This is a genomic window from uncultured Lamprocystis sp., assembly GCF_903933125.1.
Lineage (GTDB): Bacteria > Pseudomonadota > Gammaproteobacteria > Chromatiales > Chromatiaceae > Thiodictyon.
On record NZ_CAIZIZ010000358.1, the window covers coordinates 1 to 17,807 of the forward strand.

Sequence of the window (17,807 nt, forward strand, 5' to 3'; positions counted from 1 at the left end):
AATTCATTCGCCCCTACAACCCAACAGGCTTTCTGCGCATGCGCAGTCGGGATGCCTATTCACGGAAATCGCCTTAGGGGCGACTAAAGTCGCCCCTACACGTTGGTACATTGTTTCCCGGAAATCACCTTAAGTCGTGTAGCGCCTTGAGTTCGTGCTCGCAGACGACGTAGGCAACCGGCCGGCCGCGCCGGGTAATCTTGATGGGCCCCCGTTGTGCCTGCTGATCGATCCGCTGAACGTCGGGTAGAGGCAGGTCACGACCCGGAAGAGATATTCAGCCTGACGTGACGAGCGGCAGTTCCGTTCCAACTGCGGACAGCCGGCCCAGGAGCGAGAACCAAGACGAGTCGGTCGTAAGCTCCCTTGGTGCCGCCGTGGCTCCTGGCCGCATGAGCGTTTCGCGTCAACACTGACTAGCCCTGAACGCTGCCGGTCCGGTTTGTCCAAGTGCAGACAACCGTCACGCGCGCGCAGTGGCGGACCTTCGTCGAGCAGAGCAAGGTCAGTCTCAACCTTCCCGGTATCCAGGGCGTCGGTTTCGCCCTGCTGATCCCGCCAAGCACCCTCGACGCACACCAGGAGGCGATCCGCGCCGAGGGGTTTCCGCATTATCGCGTCTGGCCGGAGGGGAACCGGCCGGTCTATTCCTCGATCATCTACCTGGAGCCCTTCAGCGGCCGCAACCTGCGAGCCTTCGGCTACGACATGCTCTCCGAGCCCGTGCGCCGGGCCGCTATGGAGCAGGCCCGGGATGAGGACGTGGCCGCGCTGTCGGGGAAGGTCCGCCTGGTTCAGGAGACAGCGGAAGATATCCAGGCCGGTACCCTCATGTATGTGCCGGTCTACCGGTCCGGTTTGCCCACCGGCACCGACGCGCAGCGTCGGACGGCCCTACTGGGCTGGGTCTACAGTCCTTACCGGATGACGGATCTCATGCAGGGCATCCTCGGCGGGGCGGATCGGCACGACAGTCAGAGTGCAGAACTGGCCATCTATGACGGGGATCGGATCGCCCCGGAGACCCTGCTCTATGACAGCCGCCCCGCCGGGGCCGCGAACGATCATGCCGCGCCTCGCGCGACGACTCTGCCCCTGGACTTCAATGGACACCGCTGGACCCTCTCTGTCGCCCGTCCGCCCGGGTATCTTCCTCTCAATCGCGCCCTTCCCGTCCTCTTGGTGGCGATCGGCGGTGGCCTCATCAGCCTGCTGGTGGCCGGTCTGCTCCAGGCCCTGATGCGCTCGCGCCTTCGCGCTGTCCAGCTCGCCGAGGAACTGGAGGCACGGCAGCGCGCGGAGCAGGAGATCCAGTCGCTCAATGCGGGACTGGAGCAGCGGGTGGCGGAGCGCACCGCCGCGCTGCGGTTGGAGATCGGCGAGCGCCAGCGGGTCGAGGAGCGGCTGCGCGGGAGCGACGCGCTGGTCCAGCGGCAGTTGGCGGAAATCCAGTCCTTCTACGACGCGGCACCCGTCGGGCTATTCGTGCTGGATGCCGAGCTGCGCTATCTGCGCATCAACGGTCGGCTGGCGCAGATGAACGGGATACCCGTGGAGGCGCATCTCGGTCACAGCGTGCGCGAGCTGCTGCCGGACCTCGCGGACAGCATCGAGCCGCTGTTCCGCCAGATCATGGCCACCGGCGTCCCGATGCTCAACCTGGAGGTGACCGAAGAAAGCGCAGCCTGCCCGGGCGGCCGACGTTTCTGGCGGGCGCAATACTATCCCCTGCGGAGCGCGGCCGGTGAGGTCATCGGTATCAATGGCATGGCCGAGGACATCACCGAGCGCAAGCACATCGAGGATGAGGTGCGCGAGCTCAATACCCATCTCGAGCGCAAGGTCGAGGAGCGCACCGCCGAGGTCCTGGCCGCCGCCGCGGCGCTGCGCGAGCGCGAATCCATGCTGCGGGCGGTGATCGAAAACGTCCCGTTCGAATTCTGGGCGCGCGATCTGGACGGCCGCTGTTTTATGGAGAACGCCGTACTGGTCCGGCATTGGGGCAGCCTGCTCGGCAAACGCCCGCAGGACGAGGCCGTGGATGCGGACGAGCTGGCCCTGTGGATGCGCAACAATGCCCGCGCGCTGTCCGGCGAGGTGGTGGACGACGAGGTCCACTATGTCGTGCACGGGGAAGAGCGCATCTTCGAGAACATCGTTGCCCCGATCCGCGTGGGAGAGCAGATTCAAGGCATCTTCGGATTCAACATCGATATCACCGAGCGCCGGCGCGCCGAGCAGACCCGCGACCTGACGCTCGCAAAATATCAAACGCTGTTCGAGAGCTTTCCGCTCGGGATCACGGTGGCCGACAACCGGGGACAGATCCAGGAGGCTAACGCCATCGCTGAGACCCTGCTGGGCGTTCCCCGCGATGAGCACCTGCGCCGCCGCCTGGACGGCTCCGCCTGGCAGCTGTTACGACCGGAAGGTACAGCCATGCCTGCGGAAGAGTTTCCAAGTATGCGGGCGCTCAGGGAGGGTGGCGGTCCGCACCTTGGGGAGTTGGCCGTCGTCCGGCCCGATGGGACCTTGACCTGGCTCGCAGTCACTGCCGCCGCGCTGCCGCCGCCTGGCGGCGGCGTGGTGGTGACCTATGGCGATATCACTGAGCGTGTCTCCGTGGAGATGGGTCGCGAGACAGTGAGCGCCGCGGCGCGGCTCGCTGGCACTTGCGAATCGCTGGAGCGCTTCCGTCAAGAACTTCCACACCTGGTGACCGCTCGGCTGGGTTTCCCCATGGCGGCCGTCGCGCTCCTGGATTCCGATCGCGGCGAGCTGGTCTTCGCCGGTAGCGTCGGCATGCCGGGCGTGCACCCGGGTCTGCGGGTCCCGTTCGCGGCGGGCCTGGCCGGACTGGTCGCCGCGGGCGGTCTGGCACGGGTGGAGCCGGATGGGCCGCTTCCCGCAGATTCGCTGCCTCTACCCTTGCAGTCGTTGGGCGTGGTCACTTTGCTCAGCGTGCCGCTGACGCTCGGCGAGCGGGTGCTCGGCCTGCTGTTGCTCGCCGACACGCGCCAGCGACCGGAGGCACCGCGTCTACTGAACACCCTGATCGCCGTGGCATTCGCGATCGAGCGTCTCGAAGCCCAACATGCGCTACGCGATGAAGCGGAGCGACGCCGCATCCTGTTCGAGCAGTCCAGTGACGGGATTGTCCTACACCCTGACGACGGCTCCGTGGTCGAGGCCAATCCGGCCTTCGCAGAGATGCTGGGCTACTCGTTGGATGAGCTGAAAGGTATGCATGTGTGGGACTGGGACGTTGGGGTTTCACGCGACGAGTTATTGGACAAGTTCCGGCGTTTCGATGCACGGCACATCACCCTTGAGACCCGCCATGAGCGCAAGGATAAGACCCAGTACGACGTTGAAGTGCGTGTGAACTGTGTGGAATGGGCGGGCCAACGCTTTCTGTTCTGTCTGCATCGGGACATCACTGCCCGCAAGCTGGCGGAGGCCGCGCTGGAGCAGCACCGCGCGCAGTTGGAGACGCTGGTCAGGGAGCGTACTGCCGAGCTGGAGCGGGCCAACCAAGCCCTGTCCAAGAGCGACCAGCGTCTGAGCGCCATGTTCGATATGAGCCAGCTGGCCAATACGCTGGACGAGCAGAGCCTTTTGCAGCATGGGATCGACGAGGCGGTGCGGCTCACGCAGAGCGAGATCGGCTATCTTCATTTCGTCGCCGACGACCAGGAATCCATCCGACTGGCCACCTGGTCGAGCGGGACCCTGGCCACCTGCCAGGCCGACCATGAGGAGCACTACCCCATCAGCGAGGCCGGTGTTTGGGCGGATAGCGTCCGCTTCAGGCGAGCGGTCATGCACAACGACTACCAGCACTTGGAGGGGCGTCGCGGCTACCCCGCCAGCCATGCGCATCTCGTCCGCCACATCGGGGTTCCCGTGATCGACGACGGGCTGGTGCGCATCCTCATTGGGGTCGGCAACAAGCTCACGGACTATGATGACACTCACCGAGCGCGGCCGGGTCGTCTTGCGGGCGCGCGTGGAGCATGAAGATGAGGCTGGGCTCTTAGTGCGCTTCGAGGTCGAGGATACCGGGATCGGCATCGCGCCAGCGCAGTTGGCGCAGTTGTTCGAGGCGTTCCAGCAGGCCGACGACTCCACCTCGCGTAGATTTGGTGGAACCGGACTCGGCCTGGCGATCACCCGCCGTCTCGCCCGCCTCATGGGTGGTGACGCCGGTGCCGCCAGCGAGCCGGGCCAAGGCAGCCGCTTCTGGTTTTCGGCACGGCTGAGGCGTGGGCAACCCCCGGCGCTGGAAGCGACGGCCCTGCCGGCTCGTACTGTCGCAGCCGAACTGGCCGGCGCCCGAGCCGGCGCACGCATCCTCCTGGCGGAGGACAACCTCATCAACCAGGAGGTGGCGGTCGAGATCCTGCGCGCGGTCGGCCTGCGCGTCGACATTGCCGGCCATGGCCGCGACGCCGTCGACAAGGCGCGCGCGAACGACTACGACCTCATCCTGATGGACATGCAGATGCCCGAGCTCGATGGGGTCGAGGCGACACGCGCGATTCGCGCCGTGCTGGGTCGCGAGCGCCCACCCATCCTCGCGATGACGGCGAATGCCTTCGACGAAGACCGGCAGCGCTGTTTGGCCGCCGGCATGGACGACTTCGTCGCCAAGCCGGTCGAACCGGATCAGCTCTACGCGGTGCTCATGAAGTGGCTGCCGCCACGCGATCACAGCGTCCCCGACACGCGAGAGACGGCGCCAAGCGCGCCAAGCGAGGATCTGCATCGACGCCTGAGCGCAATCGATGGACTCGACTTTTCCGGCAATCGACTGAAGTCACGATGTTGCATGGTCTGTGTTCGAGTCAGTCAGCGATCAGGGTGAGATCCGTCGGCGCCGCGACCGCGCCGGGGCGCGGGCTCAGACTCCCGTCAGTGCCCCGGTCGCGGCGATGCCCGCCGCGCCGGTCCAGTAGCCGTCCACCAGACCGCCCGGTGCCAGGTCGCGCAACCTGGCCAGGCCGTTGGCGGTTGCGAGGTCGCCGCTGAGACAGGCGGCGTAGGTTCTGACGATCTCCGCGGTGTCGTGGGATTGCGGGCTGATGCGCAACAGGTCGATGCCCAGTGCGGTCACGTCATCGAGTGACGCGAGCAGGCTGTGGGTGGCTGCTGATTGGGTCTGGATGCCGTTGAGTGCCAGGAAGGGCTTGCCCTCCTGGGTGCTGATCAGCAACCCGTCCGGGTGTTCGCCGCAGCGAAACTCGCACTGGTCCTTGCCTTGGCCGTTGTTGTAGGCGGTGAAGCAGCGTGCCGAGTAGGCCAGGGGCAGCCGACCGAAGGCGAAGACCTCGCACTCGACGCCGACCGGCCGGACGCTGAGCAGATCGATCGCCGTTGCGCGGCCCAGTTCAACCGGCAGTACCCAGCGCTTGAGCCCGCGCGCGGCCAGGAAGCTCAGCGTGCGTTGGTTATAGAGATTGATGGAGGGGCCGGTGACGAACGGACGGCCCTCCAGGAAGTCCAGGGCGGCGAGGTCGTTGGCTTCGATCAGGAAGCGGCGGTCGGCACACTGCCGCTCCAGGGTCTTGAGTTCCCCTTCGGATTCGATCAGGGCCAGGGTGGAGATCACCGGTTCGCGCCCGCTCGCGGCCACCCGCTCCGCCAGGTCCCACCAGTCTTCCGGGCGCAGGAGGCGGCGCTTGGAGCAGATGGTCTCCCCCAGGTAGATGACCTCCACCGGGGTCTCGATCATTTCCGCGTAAAAATCCAGAACCTGCTCGCGCGGCCAGTAGTAGAGCAGCGGCCCGAGCGACAGGCGCGGACGCTGTGGGGTGGATGGGTTGATGTCCGTCGGCATGGCGTTCGCTCGATGTTGACTGTACTTTGAATCTAGCGGGGGGCCGTCCGGCCTCGACGAGGCGCTTGGCCTCGCCGTTGCTTAGCGGCTGGACGCTCGGCCTCAGTGCCAGGTCCGCTCGTAAGGTCCGATGGTCGTCTGGGTGCCTTCGGAAACGCGCGCCAGGGCGTCCATCCAGTCGGCCTTGGGCTTGAAGGCCGCGGGGTTGCGTTGGCAGGAATCGATGGCGTCGCGCCACACCCGCGTGACTTCCGACACGTAGCGCGTGCTGCGCTGGCGTCCTTCCAGTTTGATGGCGGCGACCCCGGCGCTCATGATCTGCGGCAGCAGGTCCAGCGTGTTGAGGCTGGTGGGTTCCTCGATGGCATAGCGGGTCTCGCCCTCGACCTCATAGCGGCCCTTGCAGATGGTCGGGTAGCCCGCCGGTTCGTCCCGGTCGCGCCGCTCGATCAGGATGCCGCCCAGGCGGGTCTCCTGGCCCGCCGGGGTGTCGCTCCACTGCACATGCGCGGCGGGCGAGCAGGCGCCGAAGGTGTTGGGCGACTGGCCGGTGGCGTAGGAGGACAGCAAGCAGCGCCCCTCGACCATCACGCACAGACTGCCGAACCCGAAGATTTCGATCGGGACCGGGCTCTCTTTGATCAGATGGGCGACCTGGGCGATGGACAGGACGCGCGGCACCACCACGCGGCGGATGCCGAAGTGCCGGTGCATGAAGCGGATCGCCGCCGGACTGGTGGCCGACGCCTGCACCGACAGGTGCAGCCGCAACTCCGGGTGGCGCTCCGCCGCATAGTCAAGCACGCCCATATCGGCCAGGATCAGCGCATCCACGCCCAGGTCGGCCGCCCGATCGACCGCGTTGGTCCAGCGCTCCCAGCCCTGGGGCTGGGCGTAGGTATTGACGGCGACGAAGACTTTGACCTTGCGATCACGGGCATAGCGCAGACCCTCCTGGATCTGCTTGTCGCCGAAGTTCAGTCCGGCGAAGTGACGGGCGTTGGTGTCGTCGCGAAAGCCGATATAGACGGCGTCGGCGCCGTTGTCCACGGCAGCCTTGAGGGAGGGCAGATTGCCGGCGGGGCAGACGAGTTCCATGATGATTCGGTTCTCTCGATGAAGGGGATAGTCAGGCGGTGCGGGCCAGCAGGGGCTGCGCCGGCGGTGCGCAGCGTGCTCCCTGGCGCGTGCCGCGGCGATGCAGCTCGGCCTCGATGCGGTTCAACACCGCCCATTTCAGGGCGCACCAGTCCGGCGCCAGCAGGATCGAGCGGGCAGCGGTGCCGGTCAGGCGGTGGAAGATCACGTTCGGCGGCGTATGCTCGATCAGGTCGGCGCAGATGGCGACATAGTCGTCCAGGTCCAGCGGGCGGTAGTCCCCGTGCTGCCACTCCAGGGCCAGGCGGGTGTGCCGGACCACATGCAAAGGATGCACTTTGAGCCCTTCCACCCCCAGTTCCAGCACCCGTTCCAGGCTGTCCATGGCGGCGTCGCGGCCCTCGCCGGGTAGCCCGATGATCAGATGGGCACAGACCGGCAAGCCGCGCCGATGGGCGGCGCGGGTGGCGGCGCGGAACTCGGCGAAGCCGTGGCCGCGATTGACCCGCGCCAGGGTGCGGTCGTTGGCCGATTGCAGACCGAGTTCCAGCCAGACTTCCTTCCCCTGGCGACGGTAGCCGGCCAGCAGGTCCAGCACCGGTTCCGGAACACAGTCCGGGCGGGTGCCGACCGAGATCCCGATCACGTCGGGCAGCGCCAGGGCTTGGTCGTAGCGTTCACGCAGCCGCTCGATATCGTCGTAGGTGTTGGTATAGGCCTGGAAGTAGGCGATGAAGCGCCGCGCTCCGGTCCGGCGGGCGAGCACGGCGCGTCCGGCGGCGATCTGGTCCGCGACCGACGGCGCTTCCTGCGCGTGGGGGCTGAACGATTGGTTGTTGCAGAAGGTGCAGCCGCCGCGCCCCTTGGCGCCGTCCCGATTGGGGCAGGTGAAGCCGGCATTGATTGCGAGTTTGTGCACCCGCTGACCATAACGCCGCAGCAGGTCCTGTCCGAGGGTCGTGACGCGCGCGCTCAGGATGCGCGCAACGGGGAGCGCATTCGGTGAGTCATCCGAGTGTGCATCGGGAAGAACGACGGTAGGGGCGCGATACATCAGCGGAAAGCTACCCCGTCGAAATGACTCGTGTCAATTGGCGGATCGCGGCGCGCTGCCGGCAGGCGGCGGCCGTCAGGGCGCGGGGCGGTTCGATGTCATTGCACGTGACTTGCCTTGGGTGGTTCGTGTAAGCTTTCAAGTCTTTGTTTTCGCTGTTTCGTCGAATGGCGTCTCGGCATCTTGAACATCACCCGCCGCGGGTCTGTCGGCGCGGCCGAGGGCGACTGAATTGGGATATTTTTACGTTTTGCTCGGACTCGGGGGACTGGTGCTCCTGGCCTTCATACTCAGCCTGCGCAAGCGCCTGGGGCGTCGCTATCGGCTGCCCTACGTGGTGGATGAGTCGCTGTTCACTCCGGCACAGCGCGCCTTCCTGGTGGTGCTCGAACGCGCGGTAGGTAGTGACTACCGGGTTTACGGCCGGGTGCGGGCGGTCGATGTGATCGGCCTGCGCCGTCGCCCGCGCCTGGATCGCCGCAGCCGACGGCGTGCCCTGGAGCGGTTGTGGGACGGGCACTTCGATTTCCTGATTTGTTCGGCGCAGACCGGTGCTATCCTCTGCGCGGTCAATCTGACGCCGCACTCGCGATTGCGCCGCGGGCCGCCCCACAATGCGCTGGATCAGATCTGTGCCGCTGCCGAGTTGCCCTTCGTGCGTTTTGTCGAGGCCGAGACCTATCGGGCGGCCGAGGTCGCCGCACCGGTCCTGGCGGCGATTGCGTCCCGACGGCCGGCCGCGGCCGCTGTAGCGGTCGAAGTGCCGTTGCCTACGGAGGTTCCGGGCGAATTGCGCGAGGTTCTGCATGGGTTGTCCCAGGTCATGGCGGATGACGGTCGGTCGGCGCGCATCAAACCGCTGCCCGTGCCGGCCAAGCCCAAGGAGCGGACCACGCAACCGCCGCCGGGTACGCCGCTCGAGGTCGTGGTGTCCCGTCGCGAACCGACCCTGGTCGGCGACGGGGATGTCGACCTGGGACCGGTATTCAGCATCGACGACGACCTGCACGAGGACGAACGGCCGGTGCGGGCGCGGCGGTCCTGAGCACGTTCAGATGGTCGTCAGGCTGACCCGATTGCGGCCGAGTCGTTTGGCCGTGAACAACTGGCGATCGGCCGCCTCGATGAGATTGGCCGGCGGCTCGTGCCGCACCGGCTGGCAGATCGCGGCACCGAGACTGACCGTGACCCACGGGGAAACGGGTGACGCGCCGTGTGGGATCTGGAGCGCTTCGATGCCGGCACGCAGTTGCTCGCTTACCGCCGAAAGCCCCTCGGCATGGGGCCCGATCAGCAGGCAGATGAACTCCTCTCCGCCATATCGGCCGACGAAGTCCCCAGCCCGTTTGATCTGCTGAGTCAAGGCCTCGGCCACCCGACGCAAACAATCGTCCCCATCCAGATGACCGTGGGCGTCGTTATATTCCTTGAAATGGTCGATATCGACCATCGCCGCCGCCAGGGTTTGACCGGAGCGGAGCATCCGTCGCCATTCATGGTCGAGTCGCAGGTCGAAGGCGCGTCGGTTGGGGATGCCGGTCAGACCGTCGATATGGGACAATTGGTCAAGAAAGTCCCGTTGGCGCTTGAGTTCCAGGTGGGTCCGCACGCGCAATCTGACGATGGCTTCTTTGAACGGCTTGGTCACGTAGTCCACCGCGCCCAGCGCCAGTCCGCGGGTCTCGTCTTCGGCATCGGCCAGGGCGGTGATGAAGATGATTGGAATCGACTGGAGCAGCGGGTCGGCTTTGAGCGCCGCGCAGGCTTCGTACCCGTTCATCTCCGGCATCATCACGTCCAGAAGAATCAGGTCCGGGGCGCAGGTCTCGGCCAGTTTCAGCGCCTGTCGGCCGTTGGTGGCGGCGGAGATCTGGTGTCCTTCGTCGGCCAGCATTCGGCTCAGCACCCGGATATTGTCCGGAACATCGTCTACGATCAGTATGCGCACGCGCGGCTCCAAGGGTTGCGTTTCAGCGGGGTGCATGGTGGGCGATCCGATCGCCCTATCATATCGCTCAACGACGCACTCATGGCGCCGGATTTCGCATCAATGCTCCACCGTTGCGGGCCTGTGACCCGCCGGTGCCGCCCGAACAAGGCAGGTGGTCCATGCTGTCCAAAGTGACTGATCCGTGGTCCGCGCGGCGGATGTTTCAGGTTTTGCCCTGGCTGATCCTGGCCGGCGGCCTGGCGCTCACCGGGCTGTTGGGATCGCAGTTGCGTCAGCACGAAACCGCGGTCGAGCGGGCCGAGTTCGCGCTGCGCGTCGACGAGGTGGTGGGCGGTTTACAGCACCGCATGACGGCCGACGCCCAGATCCTGCGGGGGGTCGCCGGTCTGTTCGAGAGTACCGGCGAGGTCAGCCGCGAGGCCTTCCGCCGTTACGTGGAGAACCTGCAGCTCGCTGAGTATTATCCCGGCATCCAGGGGGTCGGCTATGCCGCGGTGGTACCGGCCGCCGACAAGGCGCGCCATGTGGCTTTGATGCGTGCCCAGGGCCTCCCCGACTACGATATCCGCCCGTCCGGCGACCGCGATCCTTACTCGTCGGTGATCTATGTGGAGCCCTTCGATTGGCGCAACCAACGCGCCATTGGCTTCGACTTGTTGACGGAGCCGGTGCGGGCCGCGGCCGCGGCCCGCGCCCGCGACCAAGACGGGGCGGCCATGTCCGACCGGGTGACGTTGAAACAGGAAGCGGACGGGGAGGTGCCGGCGGGGGTCCTGCTCTTCGTGCCGGTCTATCATACCGGTCTCCCACTGGATACCGTCGCGCAGCGGCGGTCGGCCCTGCGGGGCTGGGCCTACGCGGCGCTCCGAATCCAGGATGCGGTCAATGCGTTTTTGCTCAGCGACTATCGCGAGTTGTCAAAGCGCCTCTCGCTACAGATTTTTTCGACGGAGTCCCAGGCCACTGAGACCTTGCTTTATACCCTGAATCCGGAGCTGGATGCCGCACTCGATCACCTCGAAATCGTGCGTCCGATCACCATCGCGGGGAGCGACTGGATCTTCCGGGTCGCGCCGCTCGTGGCCCACCCGACCGGTTGGCGAGCACATGCAGTCAGCCTCATCGTCATGGTGACTGGGTCACTGCTGACCCTCGCACTCGCCCTGTCCATGTACCTGCTGACACGCAACCACCTCCGGGTTGCCGCCGCGCTCGACGAAGCCGGCCGTGCCAATCGCGCCATGGCGGACCGGACCGGCGAACTGGCCGAAAGCGAGGGGCGAGTCCGGGCGAAGCTGGCCGCGCTGCTGGATCCGGCCGGGGATCTGGAGACGCTGGACCTGGCTGATATCGTGGATTGTCATGCGATTCAAGAGATCATGGACGAGTTTTACCGACTCACACAGATCGGCTTGGGCATGGTCGATTTGCAGGGTCAGGTGCTGGTCGGCACTGGCTGGCAGGCGATCTGCACGCAATTTCATCGGGTCCATCCGGTCACCGCCGGCAACTGCGTGGAGAGTGACACGCTGCTGTCGCAAGGCGTGGCGCCGGGTGCCTATCGTACCTACCGGTGCAAGAACGGCATGTGGGAGATGGTGACCCCGATCACGGTCGGCACCAAGCACATCGGGAATCTGTTCCTCGGTCAGTTTCTTTTTGACGACGAACCATTGGACCTGGAGGGATTTCGGGCGCAGGCGCGCCGCTACGGATTCGACGAAGCGGCTTACCTCACTGCCTACGCCCAGGTGCCGCGCTGGAGCCGCGATAAGGTTGATACGGTGATGCGGTATTACAGGCGCTTCGCGGAGCTGATCTCCCGCTTGAGCTATGCCAATATTCAGTTGGCGCGGGCACTGACCCAACAGCAGCGGGGCGAGGAGGCGCTGATTGCCGCCAAAGACCAGGCGGAAGCGGCCAACCGCGCCAAATCAGTTTTCCTGGCCAATATGAGCCATGAAATCCGCACCCCGCTGAACGCCATCCTCGGTTTCGCACAAGTCCTGGCGCCCAATCCCGGCTTGAACGCCATCCAACGGGATGGTCTGGTCACTATCCAGCGCAGCGGCGAGCACCTTCTGAACCTCATCAACGACATCCTCGACCTGGCGAAGATCGAGGCCGGACGCATGATTCAACAGGCGGCGCCTTTCGAATTGCCGCGACTCATCGCCGATATCGAGGCGTTTTTCCGGCAGCGTGTCCGCGACCAGGGGCTTGAGCTGACGATCGAGACCCGGGGGCTGCACCGGGTGGTGGTCGGAGACAAACTGCGCCTGCGTCAGGTCCTCATCAACCTGGTGGGCAATGCGGTCAAGTTCACGCCGGCAGGACAGGTGACCGTGCGTGTTGAACGGGCGAACGGTGACAGCGTCCGCTTCAGCGTCCGCGACACGGGGGCTGGAATCGCCGCGGAGGATCTGACGCAGGTCTTTAAACCTTTCACCCAAACGGCCACGGGTCGAGCAGTACACGAGGGCACCGGACTCGGCCTGGCCCTGAGTTCCCAGTATGTCCGGCTGATGGGGGGAGCACTGGCCGTAGACAGTACGCCGGGCCAGGGGAGTTCCTTCACCTTCACGATTGCGCTGCCGCCGGCAACCACTGCCGAACCAGACGCGGCCCGCGGTGAATTGTTCCCGGCGGTCGGCCTGGCACCGGGCCAGCCGGTGTGTCGGGTGCTGATTGTGGATGATCAGCAGGACAACCGGGAGCCGCTGCGGGCGCTCCTGGACACCTTGAATCCGCAGCCCCCGGTGCTGGAGTTCCGGGAAGCGGCCGACGGTCAGGAAGCGCTCGCGGTCTGGGAGACCTGGCAACCGCACGTGATCTTCATGGATATGCGGATGCCGATCCTCTCCGGCGAAGCGGCCACCCGGCTGATCAAGGCGCGGATCAGCGCCCGACCCGATGCGGTCCGATCCGCCATCGTGGCGCTCACCGCCAGTGCGTTCGGCGAGAACCGCGAGCAGTTCCTGGCCTGCGGTTGTGATGAATTCGCCTGCAAACCGTTCCGGGCTGAAGACCTGTTCGCCATCCTGGAGCGCTGTGCCGGGCTCCGGTTCATCCGCGGGGCGGCGCCGTCAGTAACCGACCGCGGGTTGTCCCTCCAGACCCTGGCCATCCACCTGGCAGCCTGTCCGGCTCGATGGCGCACCGACTTGGGTGCGGCGGTGGTCTTGGGGGATTTTATCCGGATCACCACGCTGCTGGAGACGCTCAAAGACACGCATCGCGCGCTCTACGCGGCGCTCTCCGCTTGGGCCTACAATTACGATCAGGATGCATTTGTCGCGCTCTTGAACGCGCATGAAGCGGTTCGCGCTGACGGCGGACCGGAAGATGGGGGGCTGGAGGCACTACAATGACGACCGATACCATCGATCTGGCCCGCTCCGAAGAGCGCCTGCGGCTGGGCATGGCCGCCACCCGCGACGGTCTGTCGAACTACTCCCGCCGGCTGATCGAGGCCAGTCTCGATCCGTTGGTCACCATCAGCACCGACGGCCGGATCATGGACGTTAACGCCGCGACCGAAGGGGTTACGGGCCGTCCGCGGGAGGAACTCATCGGCAGCGATTTCTCGGAGTATTTCACCGAGCCGATGCGCGCCGCGGCCGGTTATCGGCAGGTGTTTTCGGAAGGCTCGGTGACCGATTATCCGCTGGCGATCCGCCATGCGGACGGTCACGTCACTGACGTGCTCTACAATGCCAGCGTCTATCGCAATGACGCGGGTGAGATTGCCGGCGTGTTCGCAGCCGCGCGCGATATCACCCTGCGCAAGCGGGCCGAGCAGGCCGTGCGCGAGCTCAACACCAACCTGGAGCGGACGGTGGCGGAGCGCACCCGGCATCTGTCCGAGGCGCTGGAATTCCAACAGACGATTCTGCTCAACTCGCCGTTATCCATGGCGGTTTATCACGCCAATGGTCAATGCGTGCTGGCCAATGAGGAGTTAGCCCACTTGGTTGGTGCTCCCCGCGAGGCGCTGCTTGCCGGGAACTTCCACGCGATACCCTCCTGGCGGCAATCCGGGCTGCTGGACGCCTGCCTGACCGCGCTGCGTCAACAACAACCGCAGCAGCGCGAAATCAACTTGATCAACGTGGTCGGTAAGGAAGTCTGGTTTGATTCCCGCATCCTGCCGATTCGCCTCAATGGCGAGGATCACCTGCTCATCCAGTTGATTGACTTCACGCACCGCAAGCAGGCGGAGGAAAAGTTGCGCGAGACCAACGCCTACCTGCAGAATCTGATCAATTATGCCAATGCCCCCATCATTGTCTGGGATCCGCAATTCCGCATCACGCGATTCAATCGGGCCTTCGAGTTCCTGAGCGGACGCACCGAGGCGGAGGTGCTTGGGCAATCGCTGGCGATTCTTTTTCCGTCCGCGCTGTGCGAGGATTCGATGGCGCTGATCCGCCAGACCTTAAACGGCCAGCGCTGGGAGGTGGTCGAGATCAAGATCCAACATCGCGACGGCTCTCAGCGAACCGTGTTGTGGAACTCGGCCACGCTCTTTGCGCCGGACGGGCAGACCCCGTTGGCCACCATCGCCCAGGGTCAGGACATCACGGAGCGCAAGCACGCGGAGGACGACCTGGCCCGCGCAAAGGAAGCGGCGGAGGCGGCCAACCGTGCCAAGAGCGAATTCCTGGCCAATATGAGCCATGAAATCCGCACCCCGCTGAACGCGATCCTGGGCTTTGCCCAAGTGTTGGTCCGGGATCAGAGCCTGAACGCCGCCCAGCGTGACAGTCTGACCACCATCCATCGCAGCGGTGAGCATTTGCTGACCCTGATCAACGACATCCTCGACATGGCCAAGATCGAGGCCGGCCGTATGAGCTGCCGGGCCGCCCCCTTCGATCTGACCGCACTGGTCGCGGAGACGGCGGCGTTTTTTCAACAGCGGGCCACTGACAGCGGGCTCACCCTGACGGTGGAGGCCGCGCTGCTTCCCGGACTGGTGGTTGGCGATGCCATGCGGTTGCGCCAGGTCTTGATCAACCTCATGAGCAACGCGATCAAGTTCACCAAGGCAGGCCGTGTGTCGCTGCGGGTCGCGGCGGCCGTCGGCGAGGTCCGGTTCAGCGTCGATGATACGGGGGTGGGGATCGCGGGTCATGAGCTGGAACGGCTCTTTGAGCCCTTCAGCCAGACCGCCAGTGGCCGGCAGGTCCAGGGCGGCACCGGTCTCGGCCTGGCTCTGAGCCGCCAGTTTGTCCGCCTCATGGGTGGGGAGTTGACGGCCCGGAGTACGCCGGGTCAGGGTAGTTGCTTCTCCTTCGCACTGCGACTCCCGCCGGCCGACGGTGCCACGTCGACCGTTGACCCGCGCCCGCCCGTCACCGGCCTGGAGTCTGATCAGCCAGCCTGTCGGGTTCTTATCGTGGACGATCAGCAGAACAACCGGGAACCGCTGCGGGCACTGCTGGACTGGCTGAACCCGCAACCTCCAGTGCTGGAATTCCGCGAAGCGGCCAACGGCCAGGAGGCGGTCGCGGTCTGGGAAGCCTGGCAACCCCAAGTGATTTTCATGGACATGCGCATGCCGGTCTTGTCGGGACAAGAGGCGATCCGGCAGATCAAGGCACGGATGGCGGTTCGGCCCGACGCGGTGCAGTCCGTGGTGGTGGGGCTGTCCGCCAGCGCTTTCGACGAGAACCGCGACCAGTTTCTGGCCGGCGGCTGCGACGACTTTGCCCGCAAGCCCTTCCAGGCCGAGAACCTGTTTGACATCCTGGAGCGCCATGCCGGACTGCGTTTCGTCCGAGCGGCGGCCGTGCGGCCAGCCGGCACCCGGTTGTCTACCGCCGCATTGGCGGCACGCCTGGCCGCTTGCCCCCTGGACTGGCAAGCCGCCCTGCACCAGGCGGTCGCGCTCGGTGAGTTCGATCGGATCACCAGCCTGGTCGAGCAGCTCGGTGACGCCGATCCGGCGCTGCGCGAGGTGCTGAGCCAGTGGGCCTACAACTTCGATGCGGATGCGTTTTCAACGTTGCTCAATAGATGTGAATACGACCTGGAGGCGCTTAAGGCCCTATCATGACTAAGGATGCGAACCGAGAGACCAAGCCGATCCTGTTTGTGCGCTCGCCCCAGCTCATGCAAATGCGCGATCCGTTGAAAGCGCTCTGGAACTGCGCCCTGGCCCCACCGCCCGAGCCCGCTGCCGACGCCAACCCGCTGGACGCAAGCGACTTCAATCTGGCACAGCTCGTCGACTTCAGCCAGATGAACGAGGTCTTTGCCAACTATCTCGAGGTCGTTGGTCTGCCGGTCGCGATTATCGATTTTCAGGGTCATGTGCTGGCCTCCTCCCGCTGGCAGCGGATCTGCATGGAGTTTCACCGGATTCATCCGGATACCTTGACCCGCTGCCTGGAGAGCGACACTTGCCTGTCCCGTCAGATGCAGGAGGGGAAGGGATACGCCATCTATCGGTGTCGCAATGGGCTGACCGATTGCGCCTCGCCGATCATCATTGAGGGGCAGCACATCGCCAACCTGTTCATCGGTCAGTTTTTCCTTAAACCGCCCGTTATCGAGGAGTTCGAGCAGCAGTGTGCCGAATTCGGGTTCGACCATGATGCCTATTTTCAGGCATTGCGTGAGGTGCCGATTCTCGAAGAGGAACGGGTGCCCGCGATTCTTAATCTGCTGGTGGGGCTTTCCCATCAGATCGCAAGACAAAGCCTGGCTGAACACCGGCTCCGGATCGCCTATGCGGGGGTGGAACGACAGGTCCGTGAGCGTACCCGTGAATTGGCTCAGGCTAAGGACGCGGCCGAGGCGGCCAATCGCGCCAAGAGCGAATTCCTGGCCGGCATGAGCCACGAAATCCGCACTCCGCTGAATGTGATCCTCGGATTCACTCAGGTGCTGGCCCGCGACCCCGCGCTGGGTGTCATGCAACGCGACAGCCTGGCGACTATCGAGCGCAGCGGTGAGCACCTGCTGACCCTGATCAACGACATCCTCGACATGGCCAAGATCGAAGCTGGCCGGATGACCCTCCAGATGGCCCCTTTCGATCTCCCGCGGCTGATCGCGGAGACCGAAGCATTTTTCCGGCAAAGTGCCCGGCAGCGCGCGCTTACGCTCAACACCGAGTCCGCGGTACGCGTGCGGATGGTCGCTGGTGATCAGATGAAGCTGCGCCAGGTCCTGATCAACGTGGTCGGCAATGCCGTCAAGTTCACCACTCAAGGGTCCGTGACGTTGCGGATTGAATCCGTCGGTGGTGATGCGATCCGCTTCAGCGTCAGCGACACCGGGGTGGGGATTGCCCCGGAGGAGTTGGCGCGGATCTTCGATCCCTTCACCCAGACCGCCAGCGGCCGGCAATCCCAGGGAGGCACGGGACTCGGCCTGAACCTGAGCCATCATCTGGTCCCGCTCATGGGCGGGACCTTGACCGCCGTCACTACGCCGGGTCAGGGGAGTTGCTTTTTCTTTACCCTGCCACTCCCGGCGACCAACGACGTCGCACCTGCCGCGGACCGGACCGCGGCTACCAGCGTTGGCCTGGAACTGGGACAACCGGTCTGCCGGGTCCTGATTGTCGATGACCTGGCGGACAATCGGGCCCCGTTGCGGACGCTGCTGGAGGGGCTCAATCCGCAACCGCCGGTGCTGGAGTTTCGGGAGGCCGCGGACGGCCGGGAGGCCGTGACCATCTGGGAAACCTGGCAACCCCAGGTGATCTTTATCAGCAATTCCAAATTTGGGCGGCATCGCGCGCCCCCTGGTGGATGCGGCGCGCGCAACCACCGTGCCGGGTCCATGACACCGAGCGGCGCGCCTTATCCACCCTACAACGGAGTCGGTTTTCGTAGGGTGGATAAGCGCAG

At 65.2% G+C, this 17,807-nt stretch carries 10 protein-coding genes; 6 read left to right on the top strand and 4 right to left on the bottom strand.

Going from position 1 to position 17,807, the window contains the following annotated elements; all coding sequences use genetic code 11:
* Positions 1–450: 450 nt before the first annotated feature.
* Both QZY03_RS18580 and QZY03_RS18585 read left to right on the top strand, forming a co-directional pair.
* Positions 451–4,020 (top strand): CHASE domain-containing protein, encoded by a 3,570-nt coding sequence (locus tag QZY03_RS18580; protein ID WP_295583649.1) that lies wholly within the window; start codon positions 451–453, stop codon positions 4,018–4,020.
* Positions 3,965–4,867, top strand: coding sequence for a response regulator (locus tag QZY03_RS18585; RefSeq protein WP_295583650.1), 903 nt, complete (start codon positions 3,965–3,967; stop codon positions 4,865–4,867). Before QZY03_RS18580 ends, QZY03_RS18585 begins: the two co-directional genes overlap by 56 nt.
* Positions 4,868–4,903: 36 nt before the next feature.
* Here the strand turns inward: QZY03_RS18585 and QZY03_RS18590 are convergent, their stop codons facing one another.
* The 3 genes from QZY03_RS18590 to QZY03_RS18600 form a co-directional block, all read right to left on the bottom strand.
* Positions 4,904–5,839 carry a U32 family peptidase gene (locus QZY03_RS18590; RefSeq protein WP_295583651.1) on the bottom strand — a complete coding sequence of 312 codons (936 nt, stop codon included), beginning with the start codon at positions 5,837–5,839 and terminating at the stop codon, positions 4,904–4,906.
* A gap of 102 nt (positions 5,840–5,941) precedes the next feature.
* Positions 5,942–6,937: a peptidase U32 family protein gene (locus QZY03_RS18595; RefSeq protein WP_295583652.1), complete on the bottom strand. Its 996-nt coding sequence runs from the start codon at positions 6,935–6,937 to the stop codon at positions 5,942–5,944.
* Positions 6,938–6,968: 31 nt separating this feature from the next.
* Positions 6,969–7,991: a TIGR01212 family radical SAM protein gene (locus QZY03_RS18600; RefSeq protein WP_295583653.1), complete on the bottom strand. Its 1,023-nt coding sequence runs from the start codon at positions 7,989–7,991 to the stop codon at positions 6,969–6,971.
* A gap of 232 nt (positions 7,992–8,223) precedes the next feature.
* Between QZY03_RS18600 and QZY03_RS18605 the strand changes: the two genes are divergently transcribed.
* Positions 8,224–9,036, top strand: coding sequence for a DUF2726 domain-containing protein (locus tag QZY03_RS18605; protein ID WP_295583654.1), 813 nt, complete (start codon positions 8,224–8,226; stop codon positions 9,034–9,036).
* Positions 9,037–9,042: 6 nt separating this feature from the next.
* Here QZY03_RS18605 and QZY03_RS18610 read toward each other — a convergent pair whose 3' ends face one another.
* On the bottom strand, positions 9,043–9,975 hold the full coding sequence (locus QZY03_RS18610) for a diguanylate cyclase (RefSeq protein WP_295583655.1): 933 nt from the start codon (positions 9,973–9,975) through the stop codon (positions 9,043–9,045).
* A 125-nt stretch (positions 9,976–10,100) separates the two neighbouring features.
* Between QZY03_RS18610 and QZY03_RS18615 the strand changes: the two genes are divergently transcribed.
* The 3 genes from QZY03_RS18615 to QZY03_RS18625 form a co-directional block, all read left to right on the top strand.
* Positions 10,101–13,313, top strand: coding sequence for a CHASE domain-containing protein (locus tag QZY03_RS18615; protein WP_295583656.1), 3,213 nt, complete (start codon positions 10,101–10,103; stop codon positions 13,311–13,313).
* Positions 13,310–16,003 (top strand): PAS domain S-box protein, encoded by a 2,694-nt coding sequence (locus tag QZY03_RS18620; RefSeq protein WP_295583657.1) that lies wholly within the window; start codon positions 13,310–13,312, stop codon positions 16,001–16,003. The genes QZY03_RS18615 and QZY03_RS18620 overlap by 4 nt, the downstream gene beginning before the upstream one ends.
* A partial coding sequence (locus QZY03_RS18625; protein ID WP_295583658.1) for a PocR ligand-binding domain-containing protein occupies positions 16,000–17,807 on the top strand: 1,808 nt, incomplete at its 3' end. The genes QZY03_RS18620 and QZY03_RS18625, both read left to right, overlap by 4 nt.

Coding starts and splice junctions, on each gene's coding strand:
- QZY03_RS18600 (WP_295583653.1), bottom strand. CDS start 7,991: ATGTATCGCGCCCCTACCGTCGTTCTTCCCGATGCACACTCGGATGAC.
- QZY03_RS18620 (WP_295583657.1), top strand. CDS start 13,310: ATGACGACCGATACCATCGATCTGGCCCGCTCCGAAGAGCGCCTGCGG.
- QZY03_RS18595 (WP_295583652.1), bottom strand. CDS start 6,937: ATGGAACTCGTCTGCCCCGCCGGCAATCTGCCCTCCCTCAAGGCTGCC.
- QZY03_RS18590 (WP_295583651.1), bottom strand. CDS start 5,839: ATGCCGACGGACATCAACCCATCCACCCCACAGCGTCCGCGCCTGTCG.
- QZY03_RS18610 (WP_295583655.1), bottom strand. CDS start 9,975: ATGCACCCCGCTGAAACGCAACCCTTGGAGCCGCGCGTGCGCATACTG.
- QZY03_RS18585 (WP_295583650.1), top strand. CDS start 3,965: ATGATGACACTCACCGAGCGCGGCCGGGTCGTCTTGCGGGCGCGCGTG.
- QZY03_RS18615 (WP_295583656.1), top strand. CDS start 10,101: ATGCTGTCCAAAGTGACTGATCCGTGGTCCGCGCGGCGGATGTTTCAG.